We start from the raw sequence: 19497 nt of genomic DNA on the forward strand, positions 1-19497 counted from the left end.
GGGATCACGAATTGTTCATTCCCAAAGGCGGGGAAATCAGCCATGAATATGATCAACAGAAACTATTACCCCGTCTCCGGACAACCGGCTCTGGGCAGCACCAAAGCCCCCGATGCAATCCAGCCGTCAGACGTCAGGTCGGGCCACAACAGCACCACGGTCGATTTCAGCCCGCCACATCAGGCGACCGGCCTGCAATCACCACTCAATATCCTGAGTTCCACAGCGCAATCGCCCACCACCCACACAGCGTCAAGCACGCCTGGCGCTACCAGCGAGTTGCTTTTGAACAAACTGGTGGAAGCCATTCGCGACGCTATCAAAAAGCTGTTTTCCGGCCTGTTGGGTAATCAACAACAGCGCGAAGCATCTCCACCCGCGCAGACCCAACGCGAACAGCCTCCAACGTCCCCGCAATCGTCATCTGCTCCTTCGGCAGCCTCACCTTCACAACCCTCCATCCCCTCGGGCAAGGCAGAAAAGCCTTTTGTGGTGCAAAGCGATCACCCGGCAGACAAACCGGTGGCGCTGCAGAAAACCACAGACACAGCGCCTTCTGCCACGTCGCCAACCACGGCCGGGGTTGCCGGGCGGGGCACTTCGACGGTGGAAAAGACGCCTGTCAAAGCCGACCCGGTGACGCACGCGGTAGCGAGCGGGCCGATATCACCGAAAACACCACCAACGACCATCGACACACCCGATGCAACGGAGAAGCTGGCCGTCCCGGTATCCCGCGCCGCGCATGGCCAGGGCGCAGATATGTCTGGCATCCTGGGTTTTGCCAAGGAAGCCGATACAACCGGTGGCAATAAAGGTGAAGTGGTCACCGTCAATAGCGTGGCGGAGCTCAAGGAAAAAATGGAAGACGACACAGCCCGCACGGTGCGTCTCGGAGCCAACCTGTCTGCCGACAGCAAGGTGACCATCAATTTTGGAGCCAACAAAACCCTGCTGGGCACCGACAAAGGCAACACCCTGCATAACATCTACCTGGCCAGTGGCAAAACCGCGAGCAATGACATTTTCCAGAACCTGAACTTCAGCCACGATGCGCGCTATCGCAATAACGGCGACATGCAGATGTTCATCAGCAGTGGCCAAAAGTACTGGATAGACAGCAACACTTACACCGGCACCAAGGACCAGAACCCCAAAGGGCTGGATAAACTGCTTTACGTCGGCGGCAAGGCCGATCTGGTCACCCTGACCAATTCGAAATTCCAGAACAACGAATATGGTGTGATCCTCGGTCAGCCTGACGATTCGGCAGCTGCAAAGGCCGAATACAAGGGCTACCCGCGAATGACCATCGCCAATAACGTGTTCAGCAATCTTGATGTAAGGGCACCCGGCCTGATGCGCCATGGGCAATTCGATGTATTCAACAACGCCATTGACGACTTCCACCTCGGCTTCACCGCCACAGGGGATGCAACCATCCTGTCGCAGGCCAACTATTTCGCAAAAGGCGTGGATGTTTCCAAAAAGGCCAGTAACTCCGGCGTGCTGGATGACTATGGCGACGCTCACTTCAAAGACATCGGCAGTAACGTCAGTTTCACTCAGAAGTCACCGGTAACCGCCTGGACACCGAGCTATGACCGTGACGTGAAAACCGCCGAAGCGGCCAGAGCCTACGACCTGGCCAATGCTGGTGCGAAGAGCGTGAAATGAGGGCGTAACCTGAAACGCAGACGAAAAAAAGGGCGACCCGAGTCGCCCGAAGTGCCTTGCGTGCTCATTGCCCGGAATGACTGCGGCCTGCGCCAGCCTTTCCTCTTGTATTGTCCCTTCCCGGCACAGGTAACGACTCGCGTGTCGTCATATTCCTCTGCCGTATTCGATAGGCTCAGGTTAAGCGCAGTTGCACCAGGGCATGTTGATCCAGATCAGTTATCCGCTCGCTCGTCGTTCGTGCGCACGGGGTCACTGATCAGAATCAATGATGTCGGGAGGGGTATCAGCGTTTCTTAGGCTTTTTCTTCGGTTTTTTACTGCTCAACGGCATCGCTTGTTCGAAGGCATTGCGCACTTCGTTGAGGCGTTTGTCGTTCAAATCGTGAACGCGCCTGGCGCGCTCTGCGCCCAGGTCGATCAATTTTTCATCGTCGCTCATGGCTTGCCGCTCTCGCACACTGGAAATCAGTGCCAATAATGCTTAAACGCAGCGACGATGACCAGTGAAGAACCGGGCGTTGCCGCGATCAGATCTGAATATCCACCCACAGCCCCTGGCGCGGCTCGTCGTCGATGAGCGGTACAACCGGAACGGTGTTGTCGGCATTCAGCGAGTCTCCCGGAACGACCAGCCCCTGATACTCCTCAGCCTCTTCAGAGGTACGACCCTGCTGCTGTTGCTGACGCTGCTGCTCTTCACGCAACAGCAACGCGCTGCGTTCAGTATCTTCATTGCGCAGGTCGATCGCGGTTTCGTTGGAGCTTTGCTGCACAGGCGCGACAGGCGGGATGTCCGGCATGCGCTTGGCCGGATCCAACTGTGATGTCACTGGCACAACACTTAGCGGAAGCATAGGTTGCAGCATGGTTTTATCTCCTCATTACCGGGGTGTCGGCCGTGCACGAGGCAACTTGAACCGGGGCTGAAATAGTCAGCAAACATTTATAAGATATTTTTTGACCGCTTACAGTGAAATTAGTGTCATGGAACTGAAAATCTGATCGATCAGAGCCGCTGACGATGAGTTTTTTCACGCCGCCTTTGGCCTTCGGTGCGCGTTCCGTTAACATACTCAGCTTTTTCAAGCGGGAGACAGGCAGCATGGCGCAGCAGTATCAACCGGGGCAACGCTGGATTAGTGACAGCGAAGCCGAGCTGGGTTTGGGCACCGTTCTGGCACAGGACGGCCGCTTGTTGACCGTGCTCTATCCGGCCACTGGCGAAACACGTCAGTACGCACTGCGCAACGCGCCACTGACCCGCGTGCGCTTCTCTCCGGGCGATGTGATCACCCACTTCGAAAACTGGAAAATGACCGTCCGCGAAGTCGACGACGTTGACGGCCTGCTGGTCTACCACGGCCTGAACGCGCAGAACGAAGTGGTTACGCTGCCGGAAACCCAGCTGTCGAACTTCATTCAGTTCCGCCTGGCAACCGACCGCCTGTTCGCGGGCCAGATCGACCAGTTGTCCTGGTTCTCGTTGCGCTACAACACGCTTGAGCACACCAGCCGCCAATTGCAGTCCTCGCTTTGGGGCCTGGGCGGCGTCCGGGCGCAACCCATTGCACATCAGTTGCATATCGCTCGTGAAGTTGCAGACCGCATCGCGCCTCGCGTTCTGCTGGCTGACGAAGTGGGTCTGGGCAAGACCATCGAAGCCGGCCTGGTGATCCATCGTCAACTGCTGTCGGGTCGCGCAAGCCGCGTGTTGATCCTGGTCCCGGAAAACCTTCAGCACCAGTGGCTGGTGGAAATGCGCCGCCGTTTCAACCTGCAGGTCGCGCTGTTCGACGCCGAGCGTTTCATCGAAAGCGATGCCGGCAACCCGTTCGAAGACACCCAGTTGGCGCTGGTTGCGCTGGAATGGCTGGTTGAAGACGAAAAAGCTCAGGATGCCCTGTTTGCGGCAGGCTGGGACCTGATGGTGGTCGATGAGGCGCACCATCTGGTCTGGCACGAAGACAAGGTCAGCCGTGAATACGCGCTGGTCGAGCAACTGGCGGAAGTCATTGCCGGCGTACTGCTGCTGACCGCCACCCCGGAACAATTGGGCCAGGACAGCCACTTCGCCCGCCTGCGCCTGCTGGACCCGAACCGTTTTCATGACCTCAAGGCGTTCCGCGCCGAGAGCGAGAACTACCGTCCGGTGGCTCAGGCCGTTCAGGAGCTGCTCGACAAGGGCAAGCTGTCCGCTGCGGCGCAGGAAACCATCCACGGCTTCCTGGGTGCCGAAGGCGATTCGCTGCTGGCGGCTGTGAATACCGGCGACGACGAAGCCAAGGCACGCCTGATTCGCGAACTGCTGGACCGCCACGGCACCGGGCGCGTGCTGTTCCGCAACACCCGCGCCGCCGTGCAGGGTTTCCCGGAGCGCAAGCTGCATCAATACCCGCTGCCCTGCCCTGTCGAATTCCTGGAATTGCCTGTCGGCGAGCACGCCGATCTGTACCCGGAGGTCAGCTTCCAGTCGCAATCGGAAGTCAGCGAAGAAGAGCGCTGGTGGCGCTTCGACCCGCGCGTCGACTGGCTGATCGATACACTCAAAATGCTCAAACGCGTCAAGGTACTGGTCATCTGTGCCCACGCCGAAACCGCGATGGACCTGGAGGACGCGCTGCGCGTACGCTCCGGCATCCCTGCCACAGTGTTCCACGAGGGCATGAACATCCTCGAGCGCGACCGGGCAGCGGCTTATTTTGCAGACGAAGAGTTCGGCGCTCAGGTACTGATCTGCTCGGAAATCGGCAGTGAAGGCCGCAACTTCCAGTTTTCCCACCATCTGGTCCTGTTCGATCTGCCGTCGCACCCGGACTTGCTGGAGCAACGCATCGGACGTCTGGACCGTATCGGTCAGAAGCACACCATCGAGCTGCACGTACCGTTCCTGGAAACCAGCCCGCAGGCACGTCTGTTCCAGTGGTATCACGAGGCGCTCAACGCGTTCCTCAATACCTGCCCGACCGGCAACGCCCTGCAACACCAGTTCGGCCCGCGCCTGCTGCCACTGCTGGAAAGCGGTGACGATGATGAGTGGCAAGCCCTGATCGACGAAGCCCGTACCGAGCGCGAGCGCCTGGAAAGCGAGCTGCACACCGGACGCGACCGCCTGCTGGAACTCAATTCCGGCGGCGCTGGCGAAGGTGAAGCACTGGTTGAAGCCATCCTCGAACAGGACGATCAGTTCAGCCTGCCGATCTACATGGAAACCCTCTTCGACGCCTTTGGCATCGACAGCGAAGACCATTCGGAAAACGCCCTGATCCTCAAGCCGAGCGAAAAAATGCTCGACGCCAGCTTCCCGCTGGGCGACGACGAAGGCGTGACCATCACCTACGACCGCAATCAGGCGCTGTCTCGCGAAGACATGCAGTTCATTACCTGGGAGCACCCGATGGTTCAGGGCGGCATGGATCTGGTGCTGTCGGGTTCGATGGGCAATACCGCCGTGGCGCTGATCAAGAACAAGGCGCTCAAGCCGGGTACCGTCCTGCTCGAACTGATCTACGTCAGCGAAGTGGTTGCTCCGCGCTCATTGCAGTTGGGGCGTTATCTGCCTCCGGCCGCGCTGCGTTGCCTGCTGGACGCGAATGGCAATGATCTGGCGAGCCGAGTGTCGTTCAACACCCTCAACGATCAGCTCGAAAGCGTGCCTCGGGCGAGCGCCAACAAGTTCATCCAGGCACAACGTGATCAGTTGACCCCGAGGATCAACGCGGGCGAAGAGAAAATCACACCGAAACACGCAGAACGCGTAGCAGAAGCACAGCGTCGTCTGGCAGCCGATACCGAAGAGGAACTGGCCCGTCTGACGGCATTGCAAGCGGTCAACCCGACCGTGCGCGACAGCGAGCTGGTCGCCCTGCGCACTCAGCGAGAACAGGGCCTGGCCATGCTTGAAAAAGCAGCGCTGCGTCTGGAAGCGATACGGGTACTGGTCGCGGGCTAAGACCTGCACGATTCTTTTCCCCACGTGCGTGGGGACAAGAATCATCGCGGCTTACGATCCGTATGATTACCGCCTTGCCACCACAATCCCCTCCGCCAGCCCCGCCAAAGGCTCTTCAGCCGCCATTCTCTCCTTCATCCTGCAAGCATCCTGACTGAAGCAACGTGACGCCTGGTACAGGAACAGCAAGGTCAGAAACAACGCAACCGGAATCAGGTACATGGCGTCATGCAAGCCGATGGCCTTGAAGGGCTCGCTCATCACCTCGACACCCGCAACGGCCATCGCCGCATGGGCAAAGTGATCAGACAGCAAACCGACCACTACCGGCCCCAGGCCTCCACCCAATAAATAAAGCCCGGCAAAGAACAGCGCCATGGCCGTGGCTCGCAGACGCGGTTCGATCACGTCCTGAATCGCGGTGTAGACGCAGGTGTAGAAGTTGTAGGCAAACAGCCAGCCCAGACTGAACACCCCTACGAACACACCGATCCCGACTTGCCCCGCATGCAATGCGTAACCTGTGGCCAACGAAGCGATCAGCATACTGATGATCGCAAACAACAGTCGTCCATTGGAAAAACGCTGATGCAGTTTGTCGGCTATCCAGCCGCCAAGCGTCAGACCTATCAGCCCGGTAACGCCGACTATGATCCCGGTCGCCACCGCCGCTTCCTGCAAGGGCAGCAGGAAATAGCGCTGCAGCATCGGCACAATGAATGAATTACAGGCGTAGGTCGCAAAGTTGAAGGTCAGACCGCCCAATACCAGCCAGCGAAAAGTCGGAATCGACAGCACACGACGAATCGGCTTTTCAATCTTAGCCTCTGACATGCGCACGCTTTCAGCCGCACCGCGCTTGGGCTCGCGGATGAAAAAAATCAACACGGCCAGCAGCAGACCAGGAACCGCCGCGATAAAGAACGGTGCGCGCCAGCTGTCAAACGCCTTGACCATCGCGCCAATGGTAAAGAACGCCAACAGCAGGCCCAACGGCAAACCCAGCATGAAAAGCCCCATGGCCCGTGCGCGCCGATGGGCCGGAAACAGGTCACCGATCAATGAGTTGGCAGCAGGCGCGTAGCTGGCCTCTCCAATGCCGACGCCCATACGCACCAGCAGGAACGTCCAGAAACTGCCCACCATGCCGTTCACCGCAGTCAACCCGCTCCATACCGCCAGCCCGCAGCCCATGAGCTTCTTGCGCGACCCATTGTCAGCCATGCGCCCCAATGGCAGACCGGCGACCGCGTAAACCAGCGTGAATGCAGTCCCCAGCAATCCCAGCTGAAAGTCACTCAAATGCCATTCCAGGCGAATGGGCTCGACGATGATGGCGGGGATGGTGCGATCGAAGAAATTGAACAGATTGGCCAGAAAGAGCAGGAACAGCACGCGCCAGGCGTTGGCAGCCTGAGTAGCGTTTTCTGCCTGGAGTGTGTTCATGAAGGCATCCGTCCCTTGACTCTCAGTCACCTCAATCTAGAAGGAGAAAAGCTATCTGTCTGTAAACATTCGTAAACAGGTCAAGTAGATGATGGCGTTTTATAACTATTCGTTATTGAGCCAATATCAAAATGGCAGCTCATTGTGGTGGCAGTTTGTAAACAGCTTCTATACTCAGCTCGAATCGCCGGGCTTCTTCGAGCCTTGGCGCCCTTGTAGTGAGAATAGGGCACGCTATGGAGTGGCTGGGTTTGAACGTATTCGCTGGCCTGCCAGCGGACGGGCAATTATTGATCGACTGCAGTCATAACCTGTTTCTGGTAGCGCTGGCTTACGGTGTGGCCTGCGCCGCATGTTTTGCCACGCTGGATATTGCTGACCGTGTCATTCAGGTAGACGCCCTGAAAAGCCGTCGTCTCTGGAAAGCACTGGGCGCTTTATGCCTGGCAGGCGGCGTGTGGGCGATGCACTTCATCAGCATGCTGGCGTTCCAGGCGCCGCTAAAAATCTCTTACGACCTGACCGTCACGCTGTTTTCCCTGCTGATCGTGCTTATCACCGCGCTGGTGGCCATGAGAGCCCTGACCATTCCAGAGCTGAGCATGCGGCGCTGCCTGATCAGTTCGCTGGTCATGGGAGTGGGCATCAGCGCCATGCACTATCTGGGCATGTCGGCTATGCGCTCCGCTGCTACGCAGTATTACGAGCCGCGGATGTTTGCGTTGTCGATTCTGGTCGCTGTCCTGTCCAGTATTGCGTTGCTGACCTTGTCCCGACACTTGCGTCAATACAACGGCATGTTTCACCAGATGTTCCGCTACGGGGTGAGTCTTCTGCTGGGCGCAGGTTTGCTGACCATGCACCTGATGGGCATGAGGGCGCTACGGCTGGTCATCCCGGAAGGCTCTGCACTGCACATTCCCGGCCCCGAAAACGGTCAGCAGTTGGGCCTGACCATCGCCGCGATCACCCTGCTGACCATCGCCGGGAGCATCAGTGCAGCGATGGCCGACAAGAAACTGCAAGGCAAGGAGCACGATCTGCAGCGGGTCAACGCCCTGCTCAGCCAGCTGGATCAGGCACGCGTATCTCTTCAGCAGGTGGCTCACTACGATCCGCTGACCAATCTGATCAACCGCCGGGGCTTCAATCAGATATTCGCCGAAAAACTGCTTGAACACACCGTGGGCAAGGGCATGCTTGCAGTGATGTTTCTGGACATCGACCACTTCAAGCGCATCAATGACAGTCTGGGTCACGACGCTGGCGACGAACTGCTCAAAGTGATTGCCGAACGTATCCGCAGCGCTACCCGCGTCCAGGACGTGGTTGCCCGTTTCGGCGGCGATGAGTTCTGCATCCTGCTAAGTATTCCAGACTATGAAGAAGCACGGCATCTGGCGCATCGGGTCATGCACAAAATGAAGGAGACCATCGCGCTGGCAGGAAGGCGCATGGTCATGACGACCAGCATCGGTATTGCCGTCTTCCCGCGTGACGGCTCGACGTGCGATGAGCTGCTCAAGCATGCAGACCTTGCGCTCTACCAGTCCAAGGGCAACGGGCGCAACAGGGTCAATTTCTTCAGCCCCGCACTCAGGACCAAAGCCAGCCTGGAGCTGCATCTGGAAGAGGAATTGCGCAATGCACTGCGCGAGGAGACGGGACTGCAGGTCTACTACCAGCCTATCGTCGACATGTGCACCGGCCATGTTGCCAAACTCGAGGCGCTGGTACGCTGGAATCATCCGCAACACGGCCTGCTTGCACCCGGACGCTTCATCGGCATTGCCGAGGCCAATGGTCTGATCGCCGAACTGGACAACTGGGTATTGCGCAGAGCCTGCCGTGATTTGCACGCACTGCGCCAAGAGGGACTTGAACAACTGATCATCAGCGTCAACTGCTCAGCGCTGACGCTGGGCCGCGACGAACTGGTCGAAGAGGTCGAACAGGCGTTGGTCGATGCTGGCGCAGCGCCCGGACGCCTGGAACTGGAGGTCACCGAAAATGCCCTGATGGGCAATATCAGCAATACCATCCTGATGCTCAAGCAGATCCGCAGCCTGGGGGTCTCCCTGTCGATTGACGATTTCGGCACGGGTTATTCATCGCTCGCCTATCTCAAACGGTTGCCTCTGGACACACTGAAGATCGACCGGTCATTCATTATTGATATTCCACAATCCCCGCAGGACATGGAAATCGTACAGGCGATCATCGTCATGGCTCACACACTGCGCCTGAAAGTTGTCACCGAGGGCGTCGAAACCCAGGGTCAACTGGAGTTTCTCAGGCAGTTTGGCAGTGATTACGTCCAGGGTTATCTGTTCAGCAAACCACAACCGCTGGAGCGAATTCTGCCGCTTGCCAGACAAATGAACGAGCGCGCACCGAACACACAGTGGGCAGCCTTGCCACCGTCGCCCACGCTCGGACCTGACATCGAAGTATCAGAAGCGCCGGACATTTTTGCCGATTTGTCCGACAGCGACGACTTCGCCAGCCACAGACCCGTGCGTACCTGAGCGGGGTGCCAAAAGCGTCCGTTGAACGGCCACGCAAGGCCGGTCGAACAACGCTCACCGGTGTGGTTTTACGCTACGCGGGAACCGTAAGGGTTACCTTCCCACTCAATCCCGCGAATCGCCACGCCCCAAGATGGCGCAAAAATCAATCGCGCGCCCTGTTTTGAATCAACACCCAGGGTGCCACCACTACAGCCCACAATGCAGGATCGGTCTCCACCAGCTCAAGCGCCTTGCTTTCCGACACCTTGCCGACCTGCCCACCAGCCAGCCACGCAGCGACCCTGGCTGCATCATTTTCAGCCACTGCCTCGGCGACTTCGATCAAATCCAGCGGCAGTTCGACCCACAATAGGGCACCTTTGGCAAAGAATGGTTGCAATTCAGTCCAGGTGATTGAGGCCGTTTCGCCAAGCAGTTTGGCATAGAGGGTGCTAGGTTCTTGCGTCATGGGTTTCACCAGAAAGAAAATCGGCGCAATGATAGCGCCCACTTTCCCGTCGGCAAGCCCAGAAGCAGGTGATTTATCGCAGGGAAGTGCAGATAACCTCATGGATCTGAAGCGATTTCAGGCACTCAGGCGGTTTGATTCTGTAACTTTCTTTCGATTAAGCGACACACACTGGTTTGTCCCCAAACGCCCGGCTTTCCAAGCCCACGAGCGGCGCTCTAAACTGTTCCGGTACAGTTGGCGGCGGGAAAAACCAGTGATCGAATCTGGTCCTGGAGCCTTGGCCATCAGGATTATAAAAACTACAACGCAAGAGTGGAGCATCATGACTAAGGGTACCAATAAGCTTTCAAGGCTGTTTGCCGCACTGGTTATGGCAGGGGTCGCCAGCCATTCGTTCGCAGCCGACACCATCAAGATCGGCATCGCCGGCCCTAAAACCGGCCCTGTGGCCGAATACGGCACCATGCAATTCAACGGCGCAAAAATGGCCATCGACCAGATCAACGCCAAGGGCGGCGTGGATGGCAAAAAGCTTGAAGCCGTTGAATACGATGACGCCTGCGATCCGAAACAGGCCGTTGCAGTGGCCAACAAGGTGGTCAACGGCGGCGTCAAATACGTTATCGGTCACCTCTGTTCCAGCTCCGCCCAGCCAGCGTCCGACGTTTACGAAGACGAAGGCATCATCATGGTGACCCCGGCTGCCACCAGCCCGGAAATCACCGCACGCGGTTACAAACTGGTGTTTCGCACCATTGGTCTCGACAGTGCCCAGGGCCCGGCTGCAGGCAACTACATCGCCGACGTCGCGAAGCCGAAAATCGTTGCCGTCATTCACGACAAGCAGCAGTACGGTGAAGGTATTGCGACGGCAGTCAAGCAGACCCTGGAAGCAAAAGGCGTGAAGGTTGCGCTGTTTGAAGGTATCAACGCTGGCGACAAGGACTTCTCGTCGCTGATCGCCAAGCTCAAACAAGCCAACGTCGACTTCGTCTACTACGGCGGCTACCACCCGGAGCTGGGCCAGATCCTGCGTCAGTCCAAGGAAAAAGGCCTGAACGCCAAATTCATGGGCCCTGAGGGCGTCGGCAACGATTCCATCTCGCAGATCGCCGGTGAAGCTTCAGAAGGCCTGCTTGTCACCCTGCCGAAATCCTTCGATCAGGACCCGGCCAACCAGGCGTTGACCGAAGCCTTCAAAGCCAAGAAACAGGACCCGAGCGGCCCGTTCGTATACCCCTCCTACTCCGCCGTTCAGGTCGTAGCCGACGGCATCGCTGCCGCCAAGTCCGAAGACACCGACAAAGTGGCAGCCGCCATCCATGCCGGTACCTTCAAGACCCCGATGGGCGACCTGAGCTACGACGCCAAGGGCGACCTGAAAAACTTCCAGTTCGTGGTCTACGAGTGGCACTTCGGCAAACCGAAGACCGAAGCCGCCAAATAAGCTGCTTGCGTTGCCCATAAAGCCCACTGCCTGTGCAGTGGGCTTTGTTTTACGAATCCAGCCCCGTGCGCCGACTTCGCAAAGCGAACTGCGCACACGAGGCCCCCTGAAAATCTTAAAACCGTCAACAGCGGTTCCCTGACAGCGCAACAGGCTACGCATCGACAGAATGCCACCCCGGCGCAGGTCAGAGAAATGCAGATCAGGTTTTTAGGAGCGCGGTAAATGCCCGAGTTATTCCACTACATGCAGCAACTGGTCAATGGCCTGACCATTGGCAGTACGTATGCATTGATCGCCATCGGTTACACGATGGTGTACGGCATCATCGGAATGATCAACTTCGCCCACGGCGAGGTGTACATGATCGGTTCCTATGTTGCTTTCATGGCACTCGCCGGTCTGGCGATGCTGGGTATTCACAGCCTGCCGCTGCTGATGATTGCCGGTTTTGCCGCAGCGATCATCGTGACCAGTGCCTACGGATACAGCATCGAGCGTGTGGCCTACCGCCCGTTGCGTAACAGCAACCGTCTGATTCCACTGATCTCTGCAATCGGCATGTCGATATTCCTGCAGAACTCGGTTCAGTTGTCTCAGGGGTCCGGCAACTTTGCCATCCCCAACCTGCTGCCCGGCAGCCTGTCGTTCGGTCCGGGCGGCGCGCAGGAAGTGCTGATTTCCTACATGCAGATCGTGGTGTTCGTCGTCACCCTGCTGGCCATGACCGGCCTGACCCTGTTCATCTCACGCTCGCGAATGGGTCGTGCCTGCCGCGCCTGCGCCGAGGACATGAAAATGGCCAACCTGCTGGGGATCAACACCAACAACATCATCGCCCTGACCTTTGTGGTCGGTGCAGCACTGGCGGCCGTTGCTGCGATGCTGCTGAGCATGCAATACGGCGTCATCAATCCCAACGCAGGCTTTCTGGTGGGTCTGAAAGCCTTCACTGCTGCGGTACTGGGCGGTATCGGCTCGATCCCGGGCGCTGTGCTCGGTGGCCTTGTGCTGGGCGTCGCCGAAGCCTTCGGTGCCGACATTTTTGGTGATCAGTACAAGGACGTAGTGGCTTTCGGCCTGCTGGTCCTGGTGCTGCTGTTCCGACCGACCGGCATTCTGGGTCGTCCGGAGGTTGAGAAAGTATGAGCAAGTCTTTCAAACAGGCGCTGTTCAGCGCTGCATTGGTCTGGGCTGTAGCCTACCCGGTCTTCGGCCTGAAACTGGCCTTTTCCGGCGTCACCCTGCAAGTACAGAACGCCAGCCCACTGACCCTGACCATCATTGCCGTGTGCTCGGTGCTGCTGTTTCTGCGTGTCCTGTTCGCGGAACAGATTGGCAGCCTGCGCCGCGGGTCAGGGAAACCGCTGATCCCGCAAAAGACCAGCGACTTCCTGACCCAGCCGAAAACCCAGCGCTGGGGCCTTGCGGCGCTCATCGTGCTGGCCTTCATCTGGCCGTTCTTCGGTTCGCGCGGTGCGGTGGACATCGCCACACTGATCCTGATCTACGTCATGCTCGGCCTCGGCCTGAACATCGTGGTCGGCCTGGCTGGCCTGCTTGACCTGGGCTATGTCGGATTCTATGCAGTAGGCGCTTACAGCTACGCATTGCTGTCGCATTACTACGGGCTCGGCTTCTGGATCTGCCTGCCAATTGCGGGGTTGATGGCGGCGCTGTTCGGATTCCTGCTGGGATTCCCGGTACTGCGTCTGCGCGGAGACTATCTGGCCATCGTGACGCTGGGGTTCGGGGAAATCATCCGCATCTTTCTGCGCAACCTGACTGAACTGACAGGTGGTCCGAACGGCATCAGCAATATCGAAAAGCCGACCTTCTTCGGCCTGACGTTCGAGCGCAAGGCCGCCGAGGGCATGCAGACCTTCCACGAGTTCTTCGGCCTGCCGTACAACTCGATCAACAAGGTCATCTTCCTCTACCTGATCGCCCTGCTGCTGGCGCTGGCAGCATTGTTCGTCATCAACCGCCTGCTGCGCATGCCGATCGGCCGGGCTTGGGAAGCGTTACGCGAAGACGAAATCGCTTGCCGCGCGCTAGGGTTGAATCCAACCGTGATCAAACTGTCAGCCTTCACTCTGGGCGCAGCGTTCGCCGGTTTCGCAGGCAGCTTCTTTGCAGCACGCCAGGGTCTGATTACCCCTGAGTCGTTCACCTTCATCGAGTCGGCAATCATCCTGGCCATCGTCGTGCTAGGCGGTATGGGCTCGCAACTGGGCGTGATTCTGGCTGCCATCGTGATGATTCTGCTGCCTGAGCTGATGCGCGAGTTCAGTGACTACCGCATGCTGATGTTCGGCGCGTTGATGGTGCTGATGATGATCTGGCGTCCACAGGGCTTCCTGCCGATGCAGCGCCCCCAAATGAAATTGAAAGCGGAGCTGCCAAAATGAGCCGCCCATTACTGCAAGCCACTGGCTTGAGCATGCGTTTTGGCGGTCTGCTGGCGGTCAATGGCGTTGCCCTGACCGTCAATCAGGGGCAGGTCGTATCGATGATCGGTCCCAATGGTGCCGGCAAGACGACAGTCTTCAACTGCCTGACCGGTTTCTACCGGCCGAGCGCGGGCACAATTCTGCTGGACGGTGAGCCGATCCAGGGCCTGGCTGGCCATCAGATTGCGCGCAAGGGAGTGGTGCGTACGTTCCAGAACGTGCGCCTGTTCAAGGAAATGACTGCCGTGGAAAACCTGCTGGTTGCCCAGCACCGGCATTTGAACACCAACTTTCTGTCTGGCCTGTTCAAGACGCCCGCGTTTCGCCGCAGCGAACGCGAAGCCATGGACTACGCCGAGCACTGGCTGGAGGCCGTCAACCTCAAGGAGTTCGCCAACCGCCCTGCCGGAACGCTGGCCTACGGTCAGCAGCGTCGCCTGGAAATCGCCCGCTGCATGATGACCCGCCCGCGCATCCTCATGCTCGATGAGCCGGCAGCAGGTCTGAATCCCAGAGAAACCGACGACCTGAAAGCGCTGATCGGCGTATTGCGCAACGAACACAACGCCACGGTCCTGTTGATCGAGCACGATATGAAACTGGTAATGAGCATTTCCGACCACATCGTAGTGATCAACCAGGGCACGCCTCTGGCAGACGGTACGCCGGAACAGATTCGTGACAATCCTGATGTGATCAAAGCCTACCTGGGGGAAGCGTAAATGCTGCAGTTCGAAAACGTTTCCACTTTCTACGGCAAGATCCAGGCGCTGCACAGCGTCAACGTGGAAGTCCGACAGGGTGAAATCGTCACCCTGATCGGTGCCAACGGCGCAGGCAAATCCACGCTGCTGATGACACTGTGCGGCTCACCTCGCGCCCAGAGCGGCAGTATTCGCTACATGGGCGAGGAGCTGGTCGGGCTGGAATCGTCGATCATCATGCGCAAGAGCATCGCCGTAGTGCCGGAAGGCCGTCGCGTATTTGCGCGCCTGACCGTTGAAGAGAACCTGGCGATGGGCGGTTTCTTCACGGAAAAAGCCGACTATCAGGAGCAGATGGACAAGGTCCTGCAGCTCTTTCCGCGTCTCAAGGAACGCTTTAATCAGCGTGGCGGCACCATGTCAGGTGGCGAACAGCAGATGCTGGCCATCGGTCGTGCGCTGATGAGCAAACCCAAGCTGCTATTGCTGGACGAGCCGTCGCTGGGACTGGCCCCGATCATCATCCAGCAGATTTTCGAAATCGTCGAACAGCTGCGTCATGACGGTGTGACGGTGTTTCTGGTCGAGCAGAACGCCAACCAGGCCCTGAAAGTTGCCGATCGTGCCTACGTACTGGAAAACGGCCGCGTGGTCATGCAAGGTACCGGTGAAGAACTGCTGGTCGACCCGAAAGTGCGGGATGCGTATCTGGGCGGTTGAGTTTGCCCGGGACACCCGTCATCCACCCCCCCGGTTCTGCCCGGAGGGCGTAGGAGCTTCAGGAGGTTACGACGGCTGCGATGGGCGGCGAAGCGGCACTGAAACCGGCGCGTACGGTTGCACCTGATCTACCGCATACACCGGTTTTGCTGCCGGTTCCCGGCAGATCGCGGACAATTCCGCTCCCACAGAGGCCGGGCGAAGCGACGCTCGGTCCGCTCCTGCACGCGATAGACATTCCAACCCTTGTGATGCACCTCCAGTCTGAGTAACGTGGCGGCACTTGTCTGGAGACCACACCATGTTCGCTGCTCGTTCCGTCCTCGTATTTGCTCTTCTACCGCTGTTTGCCGGGTGCCAGTTGCTCGGCAGGCAGGCCGAGGAACCCAAGGTCTCCACGGCGGGCATGCTCCGTATGCAGGGCGATCTGACAGGCGAAGACGGCCAGTTGCTGTTCAAGCCGTGCAACGAGCAGCGCCGCTATGTGGTCAAGGATCGCGGCAACACCGGTATTCTTCAGGAAGCGGCCTCACTGGCAGACAGCAAGGGCACGGTATTCGCCGATCTGCGCGGTAATTTTGCTGCGAGCAAAGCAGCCAGCAGCGATGGTCAGCTGGATCTGCACCAACTGTACCGCGTCGAACGTCCAGGCCAAGCCTGTGAAGATCCCAATTTCAAGCGCCTGACCCTGCACGTCAATGGCAACAAGCCCGCCTGGAATGTAAACGTCAGCGGCAAGGGCATGGTGATCGAGCGCGAAGGTGCCGCACCACTGGCGGTGCCTTATGTGGAAGAGAAGCTGCCCGACGGCAGCTTCAGCGTCAGCAGCGAAGCCAACAACCAGCGCATCGAGATCTGGGTCGCCCCACAACGCTGCGTTGACAGCGTCAATGGCTCGGTGCAACACCTGACGGCCGAGCTGCGTATCAACGGCCAGGCCCAGCGCGGCTGCGGTTATTACGGTGGTTCGCGCGACGACTGATCGGCCACGCTCGCCGCCAAAGGGGTTCAGCGCTTATAATCGCCGGTTCTTGTAGTGCTGTCGGGCTGAACCTGCGGCCCGAAAACTGGACCCCTTAATGTTACGAATCACCGAACTCAAGCTGCCGATCGATCACCCGGAAGAAGACCTGCGCCTTGCACTCCTGCAGCGCCTGGGCATCGACAGCAGCGAATTGCTGGACTTTACCCTCTTCAAACGCAGCTACGACGCGCGCAAGAAGTCATCCGAACTGTGCTTCATCTACACCATCGACTTTCAGGTCTCGGATGAAGAGGCGCTGCTGCGCAAGCTGGTCAACGACCGCCATGTGGGGCCGGCACCTGATGTCAGTTATAAAGTGGTCGGTCACGCTCCCGAAGGTCTGGCAGAGCGCCCGATAGTCGTGGGGTTCGGGCCGTGCGGCATCTTTGCCGGGCTGCTGCTGGCGCAGATGGGCTTCAGGCCGATCATCCTTGAACGAGGTACCGAAGTGCGCCAGCGCACCAAGGATACCTGGGGTCTGTGGCGCAAAAACGTACTCAATCCCGAGTCCAACGTGCAGTTTGGCGAAGGCGGCGCCGGGACGTTTTCCGACGGCAAGCTTTACAGTCAGATCAAGGACCCGAAATTTATCGGCCGCAAGGTGCTGCACGAGTTCGTGAAGGCCGGTGCGCCGGAAGAAATCCTCTACGTCAGCAAACCGCATATCGGCACGTTCCGCCTGACGGGTGTGGTTGAAAACATGCGCCATCAGATCGAGGCGCTGGGCGGCGAAGTGCGCTTTCAGCAGCGCGTGGCCGATCTGCTGATCGAGGACGGCCAATTGCTGGGCGTGCAGCTCGACAGCGGCGAACAGATCAAATCCCGACACGTCATTCTGGCACTGGGCCACAGTGCCCGTGATACGTTCCGCATGCTGCACGGTCGTGGCGTGTTCATGGAGGCCAAACCCTTCTCGGTCGGTTTCCGTATCGAACACCCGCAATCGCTGATCGACCGGGCGCGGCTGGGCAAATACGCCGGGCACCCGAAACTGGGCGCAGCCGACTATAAACTGGTGCACCACGCCAGCAACGGTCGCTCGGTCTACAGTTTCTGCATGTGCCCTGGCGGTACTGTCGTGGCAGCCACTTCAGAGCCAGGGCGCGTGGTCACCAACGGCATGAGCCAGTATTCGCGCAACGAGCGTAATGCCAACTCGGGCATTGTGGTCGGTATCTCGCCAGAGCAGGATTTCCCCGGCAGCCCGCTGGCCGGTATCGAGCTGCAGGAGCGCCTTGAATCTCACGCGTATCTGCTCGGCGGCAGCAGCTACGAAGCGCCGGCGCAACTGGTCGGCGACTTCATTGCTGGCAGGGCCTCGACCGCTCTGGGCAGCGTTGAACCGTCCTATAAGCCGGGGGTGAAGCTGGTGGACCTTGCCGAAGCCCTGCCCGCTTTTGCCATCGAAGCCATTCGTGAAGCCTTGCCGGCGTTCGACAAGCAGATCAAAGGCTTCTCTCTGCATGATGCCGTGCTGACCGGCATCGAAACCCGCACCTCGGCACCGCTGCGCATTACTCGCGGGCCGACCCTGCAAAGCCTGAATACCAAAGGCCTGTACCCCGCCGGTGAAGGCGCGGGTTATGCGGGCGGGATTCTTTCCGCTGGCGTGGACGGCATTCGGGTGGCTGAAGCACTGGTGCGGGACATGCTGGGGATCGAGGGTTGACGTCGGCGTGATTTCCAGCGCAGGACTGGAAACATACCGCAATAAAAAACCCCGAGCATTTCGGCTCGGGGTTTTGCTGTGCGCTGCTGCCGATCAGTGGGTAACGCGGCTGGTACCGTTGACGCTCATGATGCGCACGCGCTCGCCAACCCGGAAAATCTCGTTTTCCTGAACCTGCTGCACGTAGGCGCGCATGCTGCCATCGTCTTCGCGCACGGTAATTTCGACACCCTGCGTACGGGTCAGGCCTTCTTCGGTCGCTGAACCCAGCAGACCACCGGCCACCGCGCCGATTACCGCCGCCACGATGCTACCGCGACCGCCACCGATGGCGCTGCCACCCACGCCGCCGACGACCGCACCCGCAGCGCCGCCAATCGGGGTCTTGGTGCCTTCGATTTTAACCGGACGCAAGGATTCGATAGTGCCCATGCGGACGGTCTGTACGGTCCTGGCCTCATCGCGGGAATAGGAATCACCGGTCAGATTCGAGGTACAGCCGCCCAACGTCAATGCCATGGCAGTGAACGAAGCAACCAGAAGAGCAGACTTGCGCATAAAGGGAATCTCCAGAGGAATCAGTGGCCATTAGACTACCCGACAAAGGTGCTGTCACGGTCCCGATCCTGCAATTTAAGTTCATTCAGGCGTCATACAGCGACGCTCTGTATAACGCTCAGACGACCGGCCAGACGAATAATTCAATCAGGGTGCCAGGCGCTCGCGTGTCCATGTGCCGTCTAATGAACGATAGTTCAAACGGTCGTGAAGTCGACTGGAGCGACCCTGCCAAAACTCGATCCGATCGGGTAAAAGACGGTAGCCCCCCCAGTGCTCGGGGCAATGTGGCTGGGTGTCTGCGAAGCGTTGTTGCGTCTGTCTGATCAGGCCTTCCAGTTCGTCACGATCGGCGATCACGCGACTTTGTGGCGAGGCCCATGCGCCAAGGCGACTGCCCAATGGACGCACCTGGTAATAAGCATCCGACTCCTGCGCGCTGACCTTCTCGACCCGGCCTTCGATACGTACCTGCCGCTCCAGCGTCGGCCAGAAGAACGTCATGGCAGCGAATGGGCGTGCAGCCAGTTGCTGGCCCTTGGCGCTGTCGTAGTTGGTGAAGAACGTGAACCCCTGAGTGTCCAGCCCCTTGAGCAATAAAACGCGGCAATGAGGACGTCCTTGCTCATCGACCGTCGCCAGGGTCATGGCATTGGCCTCGACAGGCGGCTGCTCGGTCTTTACTGCGTCTTCGAACCAGGTGTGGAAGAGTGCAAACGGTTCGTCCGGTGATTGCGCTTCGGTCAATCCGTCGCGAGTGTAGTCACGGCGCATGTCGGCCAGGGTCTGAGTCATGGTTTCATTCCTGCGCAGATATCATGAACGTTAGCTAACTCTCGTTACGAGGCTCGGCGCTCGTCGTTAT

At 58.8% G+C, this 19497-nt stretch carries 16 protein-coding genes; 10 read left to right on the forward strand and 6 right to left on the reverse strand.

Translation table 11 applies throughout. The annotated features are described in order from the left end of the window. The first annotated feature begins 42 nt into the window (after positions 1–42). Positions 43–1677 carry a pectate lyase family protein gene (locus MME58_RS19670; protein ID WP_055005101.1) on the forward strand — a complete coding sequence of 545 codons (1635 nt, stop codon included), beginning with the start codon at positions 43–45 and terminating at the stop codon, positions 1675–1677. Between the two features lie 286 nt (positions 1678–1963). Here MME58_RS19670 and MME58_RS19675 read toward each other — a convergent pair whose 3' ends face one another. Both MME58_RS19675 and MME58_RS19680 read right to left on the reverse strand, forming a co-directional pair. After that, the gene (locus MME58_RS19675) at positions 1964–2119 is read right to left on the reverse strand and encodes a hypothetical protein (protein WP_005743242.1); all 156 of its coding nucleotides are present in this window, start codon (positions 2117–2119) and stop codon (positions 1964–1966) included. A gap of 88 nt (positions 2120–2207) precedes the next feature. Continuing rightward, positions 2208–2546, reverse strand: a complete 339-nt coding sequence (locus MME58_RS19680; protein ID WP_054984597.1) for a hypothetical protein — start codon at positions 2544–2546, stop codon at positions 2208–2210. Between the two features lie 236 nt (positions 2547–2782). On the opposite strand from MME58_RS19680, the gene rapA reads away from it, so the two are divergent. Further along, positions 2783–5629 carry an RNA polymerase-associated protein RapA gene (rapA, locus tag MME58_RS19685; protein ID WP_055005108.1) on the forward strand — a complete coding sequence of 949 codons (2847 nt, stop codon included), beginning with the start codon at positions 2783–2785 and terminating at the stop codon, positions 5627–5629. Between the two features lie 66 nt (positions 5630–5695). Here the strand turns inward: rapA and MME58_RS19690 are convergent, their stop codons facing one another. Further along, positions 5696–7075 (reverse strand): spinster family MFS transporter, encoded by a 1380-nt coding sequence (locus MME58_RS19690; RefSeq protein WP_055005102.1) that lies wholly within the window; start codon positions 7073–7075, stop codon positions 5696–5698. A gap of 236 nt (positions 7076–7311) precedes the next feature. Between MME58_RS19690 and MME58_RS19695 the strand changes: the two genes are divergently transcribed. After that, entirely contained in the window at positions 7312–9603 is a 2292-nt protein-coding gene (locus tag MME58_RS19695) for a putative bifunctional diguanylate cyclase/phosphodiesterase (RefSeq protein ID WP_054984599.1), read from the forward strand. A gap of 145 nt (positions 9604–9748) precedes the next feature. Here the strand turns inward: MME58_RS19695 and MME58_RS19700 are convergent, their stop codons facing one another. Beyond that, a complete protein-coding gene (locus MME58_RS19700; protein WP_054984608.1) occupies positions 9749–10054 on the reverse strand; it encodes a DUF2288 domain-containing protein in 306 nt (101 codons plus the stop codon). Between the two features lie 325 nt (positions 10055–10379). Between MME58_RS19700 and MME58_RS19705 the strand changes: the two genes are divergently transcribed. From MME58_RS19705 to MME58_RS19735, 7 genes are all read left to right on the forward strand, one after another. Continuing rightward, positions 10380–11504, forward strand: coding sequence for a branched-chain amino acid ABC transporter substrate-binding protein (locus tag MME58_RS19705; RefSeq protein WP_055005103.1), 1125 nt, complete (start codon positions 10380–10382; stop codon positions 11502–11504). Positions 11505–11729: 225 nt separating this feature from the next. Beyond that, positions 11730–12653, forward strand: a complete 924-nt coding sequence (gene livH, locus MME58_RS19710) for a high-affinity branched-chain amino acid ABC transporter permease LivH (protein ID WP_010432468.1) — start codon at positions 11730–11732, stop codon at positions 12651–12653. Next, positions 12650–13915, forward strand: coding sequence for a high-affinity branched-chain amino acid ABC transporter permease LivM (locus MME58_RS19715; RefSeq protein ID WP_054984601.1), 1266 nt, complete (start codon positions 12650–12652; stop codon positions 13913–13915). Before livH ends, MME58_RS19715 begins: the two co-directional genes overlap by 4 nt. Continuing rightward, positions 13912–14679: a high-affinity branched-chain amino acid ABC transporter ATP-binding protein LivG gene (gene livG, locus MME58_RS19720; RefSeq protein WP_054984602.1), complete on the forward strand. Its 768-nt coding sequence runs from the start codon at positions 13912–13914 to the stop codon at positions 14677–14679. The genes MME58_RS19715 and livG overlap by 4 nt, the downstream gene beginning before the upstream one ends. Next, positions 14680–15381, forward strand: coding sequence for an ABC transporter ATP-binding protein (locus MME58_RS19725; protein WP_054984603.1), 702 nt, complete (start codon positions 14680–14682; stop codon positions 15379–15381). Between the two features lie 301 nt (positions 15382–15682). Then, positions 15683–16363: a COG3650 family protein gene (locus MME58_RS19730; protein WP_055005104.1), complete on the forward strand. Its 681-nt coding sequence runs from the start codon at positions 15683–15685 to the stop codon at positions 16361–16363. A gap of 97 nt (positions 16364–16460) precedes the next feature. Continuing rightward, on the forward strand, positions 16461–18074 hold the full coding sequence (locus tag MME58_RS19735) for an NAD(P)/FAD-dependent oxidoreductase (protein ID WP_054984605.1): 1614 nt from the start codon (positions 16461–16463) through the stop codon (positions 18072–18074). Positions 18075–18167: 93 nt separating this feature from the next. On the opposite strand, the gene MME58_RS19740 is transcribed toward MME58_RS19735, so the two are convergent. Together MME58_RS19740 and pdxH are read right to left on the reverse strand one after the other, a co-directional pair. Continuing rightward, on the reverse strand, positions 18168–18632 hold the full coding sequence (locus tag MME58_RS19740) for an outer membrane lipoprotein (RefSeq protein ID WP_003314430.1): 465 nt from the start codon (positions 18630–18632) through the stop codon (positions 18168–18170). Between the two features lie 147 nt (positions 18633–18779). Beyond that, positions 18780–19427, reverse strand: coding sequence for a pyridoxamine 5'-phosphate oxidase (gene pdxH, locus MME58_RS19745; protein ID WP_054984606.1), 648 nt, complete (start codon positions 19425–19427; stop codon positions 18780–18782). Positions 19428–19497 lie beyond the last annotated feature (70 nt).

The organism is Pseudomonas syringae pv. tagetis (genome assembly GCF_022557255.1).
Classification (GTDB): Bacteria; Pseudomonadota; Gammaproteobacteria; order Pseudomonadales; family Pseudomonadaceae; genus Aquipseudomonas; species Aquipseudomonas caricapapayae.

Coding starts and splice junctions, on each gene's coding strand:
- MME58_RS19670 (WP_055005101.1), top strand. CDS start 43: ATGAATATGATCAACAGAAACTATTACCCCGTCTCCGGACAACCGGCT.
- MME58_RS19675 (WP_005743242.1), bottom strand. CDS start 2,119: ATGAGCGACGATGAAAAATTGATCGACCTGGGCGCAGAGCGCGCCAGG.
- MME58_RS19680 (WP_054984597.1), bottom strand. CDS start 2,546: ATGCTGCAACCTATGCTTCCGCTAAGTGTTGTGCCAGTGACATCACAG.
- rapA (WP_055005108.1), top strand. CDS start 2,783: ATGGCGCAGCAGTATCAACCGGGGCAACGCTGGATTAGTGACAGCGAA.
- MME58_RS19690 (WP_055005102.1), bottom strand. CDS start 7,075: ATGAACACACTCCAGGCAGAAAACGCTACTCAGGCTGCCAACGCCTGG.
- MME58_RS19695 (WP_054984599.1), top strand. CDS start 7,312: ATGGAGTGGCTGGGTTTGAACGTATTCGCTGGCCTGCCAGCGGACGGG.
- MME58_RS19700 (WP_054984608.1), bottom strand. CDS start 10,054: ATGACGCAAGAACCTAGCACCCTCTATGCCAAACTGCTTGGCGAAACG.
- MME58_RS19705 (WP_055005103.1), top strand. CDS start 10,380: ATGACTAAGGGTACCAATAAGCTTTCAAGGCTGTTTGCCGCACTGGTT.
- livH (WP_010432468.1), top strand. CDS start 11,730: ATGCCCGAGTTATTCCACTACATGCAGCAACTGGTCAATGGCCTGACC.
- MME58_RS19715 (WP_054984601.1), top strand. CDS start 12,650: ATGAGCAAGTCTTTCAAACAGGCGCTGTTCAGCGCTGCATTGGTCTGG.
- livG (WP_054984602.1), top strand. CDS start 13,912: ATGAGCCGCCCATTACTGCAAGCCACTGGCTTGAGCATGCGTTTTGGC.
- MME58_RS19725 (WP_054984603.1), top strand. CDS start 14,680: ATGCTGCAGTTCGAAAACGTTTCCACTTTCTACGGCAAGATCCAGGCG.
- MME58_RS19730 (WP_055005104.1), top strand. CDS start 15,683: ATGTTCGCTGCTCGTTCCGTCCTCGTATTTGCTCTTCTACCGCTGTTT.
- MME58_RS19735 (WP_054984605.1), top strand. CDS start 16,461: ATGTTACGAATCACCGAACTCAAGCTGCCGATCGATCACCCGGAAGAA.
- MME58_RS19740 (WP_003314430.1), bottom strand. CDS start 18,632: ATGCGCAAGTCTGCTCTTCTGGTTGCTTCGTTCACTGCCATGGCATTG.
- pdxH (WP_054984606.1), bottom strand. CDS start 19,427: ATGACTCAGACCCTGGCCGACATGCGCCGTGACTACACTCGCGACGGA.